The 3,762-nt window shown below is 62.2% G+C and carries 6 protein-coding genes; 5 read left to right on the forward strand and 1 reads right to left on the reverse strand.

Translation table 11 applies throughout. From position 1 onward, the window contains the following. Window positions 1-454: 454 nt before the first annotated feature. The 5 genes from R4P70_RS32335 (at window position 455) to R4P70_RS32355 (ending at window position 2,827) form a co-directional block, all read left to right on the forward strand. A complete protein-coding gene (locus tag R4P70_RS32335; RefSeq protein ID WP_011331248.1) occupies window positions 455-1,342 on the forward strand; it encodes a replication initiation protein in 888 nt (295 codons plus the stop codon). Then, window positions 1,342-1,626, forward strand: a complete 285-nt coding sequence (locus R4P70_RS32340; protein ID WP_011331249.1) for a replication protein RepB — start codon at window positions 1,342-1,344, stop codon at window positions 1,624-1,626. The genes R4P70_RS32335 and R4P70_RS32340 overlap by 1 nt, the downstream gene beginning before the upstream one ends. A gap of 150 nt (window positions 1,627-1,776) precedes the next feature. Then, window positions 1,777-2,079, forward strand: coding sequence for a hypothetical protein (locus tag R4P70_RS32345; RefSeq protein ID WP_041814375.1), 303 nt, complete (start codon window positions 1,777-1,779; stop codon window positions 2,077-2,079). A gap of 235 nt (window positions 2,080-2,314) precedes the next feature. After that, the gene (locus R4P70_RS32350) at window positions 2,315-2,596 is read left to right on the forward strand and encodes a hypothetical protein (RefSeq protein WP_148209168.1); all 282 of its coding nucleotides are present in this window, start codon (window positions 2,315-2,317) and stop codon (window positions 2,594-2,596) included. A gap of 33 nt (window positions 2,597-2,629) precedes the next feature. Beyond that, on the forward strand, window positions 2,630-2,827 hold the full coding sequence (locus R4P70_RS32355; RefSeq protein ID WP_030538104.1) for a hypothetical protein: 198 nt from the start codon (window positions 2,630-2,632) through the stop codon (window positions 2,825-2,827). Window positions 2,828-2,952: 125 nt separating this feature from the next. Here the strand turns inward: R4P70_RS32355 and R4P70_RS32360 are convergent, their stop codons facing one another. Next, window positions 2,953-3,534 carry a hypothetical protein gene (locus tag R4P70_RS32360; RefSeq protein WP_211919476.1) on the reverse strand — a complete coding sequence of 194 codons (582 nt, stop codon included), beginning with the start codon at window positions 3,532-3,534 and terminating at the stop codon, window positions 2,953-2,955. Window positions 3,535-3,762 lie beyond the last annotated feature (228 nt).

Consider the following 3,762-nt stretch of genomic DNA (forward strand, 5'->3'; position numbering starts at 1 on the left):
CGCTCGATTCGGCCGGCGCTCGATTCGGCCGGCGCTCGATTCGGCCGGCGCTCGATTCGGCCGGCGCTCGATTCGGCAGAGCAGAAGAGTGAACAACCACCGACCACGCTTCCGCTCTGCGCGCCGTACCCGACCTACCTCCCGCAGCTCGAGCAGCTCCCGGGAGTACCGCCGTACTCACCCGCCTGGGCTCACCGTCCACCGACGCAAAGCCCAACCCGAGCACACCTCTTGCACCAAGGTGCCGACCGTGGCTTTCCGCTCGCAGAGGTTCCAGAAGAAATCGAACGATCCAGCGCGGCAAGGTTCAAAAAGCAGGGGGTGGTGGGGAGGAGATTTGGGGGGTGTCGCCGGGATACCTGATATGGCTTTGTTTTGCGTAGTCGAATAATTTTCCATATAGCCTCGGCGCGTCGGACTCGAATAGTTGATGTGGGCGGGCACAGTTGCCCCCATGAAATCCGCAACGGGGGGCGTGCTGAGCGATCGGCAATGGGCGGATGCGGTGTTGCTTCCGCACCGGCCGTTCGCGACGAACAACCTCCAACGAGGTCAGTACCGGATGAGCCGCGACGACGCATTGGCAATGCGGTACGTCGAGCATTCACCGCACGCGTTGCTCGGATCCATCGTCATCGACTGCGATCACGTCGACGCCGCGATGCGCGCATTCGAGCAACCATCCGACCATCCGGCGCCGAACTGGGTCGCACAATCGCCGTCCGGCCGCGCACACATCGGATGGTGGCTCGGCCCCAACCACGTGTGCCGCACCGACAGCGCCCGACTGACGCCACTGCGCTACGCCCACCGCATCGAAACCGGCCTCAAGATCAGCGTCGGCGGCGATTTCGCGTATGGCGGGCAACTGACCAAAAACCCGATTCACCCCGATTGGGAGACGATCTACGGCCCGGCCACCCCGTACACATTGCGGCAGCTGGCCACCATCCACACACCCCGGCAGATGCCGCGTCGGCCCGATCGGGCCGTGGGCCTGGGCCGCAACGTCACCATGTTCGACGCCACCCGGCGATGGGCATACCCGCAGTGGTGGCAACACCGAAACGGAACCGGCCGCGACTGGGACCACCTCGTCCTGCAGCACTGCCACGCCGTCAACACCGAGTTCACGACACCACTGCCGTTCACCGAAGTACGCGCCACCGCGCAATCCATCTCCAAATGGATCTGGCGCAATTTCACCGAAGAACAGTACCGAGCCCGACAAGCGCATCTCGGTCAAAAAGGCGGCAAGGCAACGACACTCGCCAAACAAGAAGCCGTCCGAAACAATGCAAGAAAGTACGACGAACATACGATGCGAGAGGCGATTATCTGATGGGCGGAGCCAAAAATCCGGTGCGCCGAAAGATGACGGCAGCAGCAGCAGCCGAAAAATTCGGTGCCTCCACTCGCACAATCCAACGCTTGTTTGCTGAGCCGCGTGACGATTACCTCGGCCGTGCGAAAGCTCGCCGTGACAAAGCTGTCGAGCTGCGGAAGCAGGGGTTGAAGTACCGGGAAATCGCCGAAGCGATGGAACTCTCGACCGGGATCGTCGGCCGATTACTGCACGACGCCCGCAGGCACGGCGAGATTTCAGCGGAAGATCTGTCGGCGTAACCAAGTCAGCGGGTTGTCGGGTTCCGGCCGGCGCTCGGCACTCGGACCGGCCGGCGGATGGTGTTCTGCCTCTGGCGCAGCGTCAGCTACCGCCGAAGGCCTGTCATCGACCGGCTTCGACTGAAGTATGAGCAACGTCACAGCCTGTGATTGGATGATCCGCTCACGCTCGACCGCTACCTGTTCAGCTGCCGCCCGCTGGGCATGAGCAACGGCCAACTCTCGTTCAAGATCCGCGATCCGCTGGACATGGTCAAAATCAGGGCGGCCATGACCGTGGGCACCTTCGGGCGGGCTGGGTCTGTCCGGAATGATTCCAGCTCCGATGAGGTCTTCGATTCCGATCGACCAGCCTTCATCGGTTTTGATCGCACCCGGAATTTTGCCGGCTTCAATTCTCCGGAGCAGCGTCGTGCGGCTGACGCCTGTCCGTTTGGACGCCTCGGACAGTGACCAACGAGGACGTGGCGACCGGTCAGTTCCTGTGGTGTTCACGGCCATGACCATAACGCGAATTGTGCTTGTCCAGGCGGACCACACTCACGCGTGTACCGCTTCTACTTTTCGCCAATTTCGCAGTCGCCCAACCCTTTTGCGGCATGTAACAAGTTGCAGCGGCCAGCCGATTCGGGCAAGCATCGGGTTGCTCGCTTTTAACTCGTGAGCACCACGATTAGGGGAGGAAACTGTGATCGGAAAACGAGTTCTGACAATGGCCGCCGTGTGCGCAGCAACTACCGGAGTTCTGGGAATGGGGGTGGGGGTCGCAAGTGCAGACTCTTTGCCGCCCTCTGTGTGTTCATCTGCAACCGGATGCTCCGGAAACGGAAACGCAAACCCCATCAACGGCACCAACACAATCAAGGATCGCGCGGGCTGCGCTATCGGACTGGGTATGAATGCGTTCCCCGCTACCTGGCCGGTACGAGTAATCGGCGTCGGCGCCGGCGCTTACTTCGGCTGCAACTAGAAGGATCTCCGGTCACGCACCTAAAGTTGCAGTGTGAACACTCAGAAGAGAAGGCAGTTGAGCTGGCGGGCCGCGCTCGGCATCGGTGTGTTGTACATCCTTGTCGGCCTGTTCTTCCTCAGCAACGGGACGACAACCGCGGCTGTCATTTTCGTCATTTTGGGCGTAATCACAGCACTCGTTCCGTGGGTCCAGAAATGGTGGACAGCACGATCCGCAGTCAAACACTGACGCGATAGAGGCCTGACCTAGAAACTCCCCGGATGACACGATGTCGTGTCATCCGGGGAGTTTCTTTTGCGCTCAGTAGCAAGCAGTTCAGCGGCATCGGCGCTTCTCGCACACGCAGTGGCAGCCTATTCGCGGACGTGGACAGTGCGGATGAGGTCTGCCAGGGCGCGCCGGGTTCGGTCGTGTCGGGGGTCGTGTGCGAGCTGCCCGGTGCGCACTTGTTCGGTGAGTGCGGTGATCACTTCCGCACAGGCTCGGGGGCTGCCCAGCACGACGGGCACCGCTGATTTCGGGTCCAGTACGGCCGCGCTTTCGGTCCGGTAGCTGATCAGACCCACGGCAGACGGGCGCACGGTTCGGCGGAACGTTGCCCGCAGTTCGTTGATTCCCCGGTACAGCCGGTCGAGGTCTTTGTACGCGACCTCGTCCGCTCCGAGTTTGCGTTGCAGCGCGTTGAGCACCGACAGTGCCGTGTCGATGTCCTCTGCCGCGCGGGCCGCCGCGACGGTCGCGCTCATCCGCTCCGGAACGGGCTTCTCCACCACCCGTGTGTGGTCGCGGATCTCCAATCCGATCGCGCCGCGCTCGGCGGCGCGGCGTTCCTCGGAGGCGAGTTTGCGGCATCGGTCCGAGCACCAGCGGGCCGGCCGGCCGCGAGGATTCACGGTGACCGGGTTTCCGCAGCGTGGGCAGGTGTTCGGGTCCATCTCGTCAGCATAAGACATTTCGTCGCCCGGAAAGATGGTCAGTTTCGTTTCCTGAATGCAAGAGGTGTGTGGCACTTGGGGTGAGCGAGAAAGGCGTTTCGGGGTAGATGGCGATATAGGTCGGTAGACGCGTGGAGAAGCGTGCGGGTAGGTGGAGAAGCGTGCGGGTAGGTGGAGAAGCGTGCGGGTAGGTGGAGAAGCGTGCGGGTAGGTGGAGAAGCGTGCGGG

The sequence above is a fragment of the Rhodococcus sp. IEGM 1241 genome (genome assembly GCF_033142365.1).
Lineage (GTDB): Bacteria > Actinomycetota > Actinomycetes > Mycobacteriales > Mycobacteriaceae > Rhodococcus_F > Rhodococcus_F erythropolis.

Bases quoted from the DNA above. Each gene is read 5' to 3' on its own strand.
- R4P70_RS32335 (WP_011331248.1), top strand. From the start codon at position 455: ATGAAATCCGCAACGGGGGGCGTGCTGAGCGATCGGCAATGGGCGGAT.
- R4P70_RS32340 (WP_011331249.1), top strand. From the start codon at position 1,342: ATGGGCGGAGCCAAAAATCCGGTGCGCCGAAAGATGACGGCAGCAGCA.
- R4P70_RS32360 (WP_211919476.1), bottom strand. From the start codon at position 3,534: ATGGACCCGAACACCTGCCCACGCTGCGGAAACCCGGTCACCGTGAAT.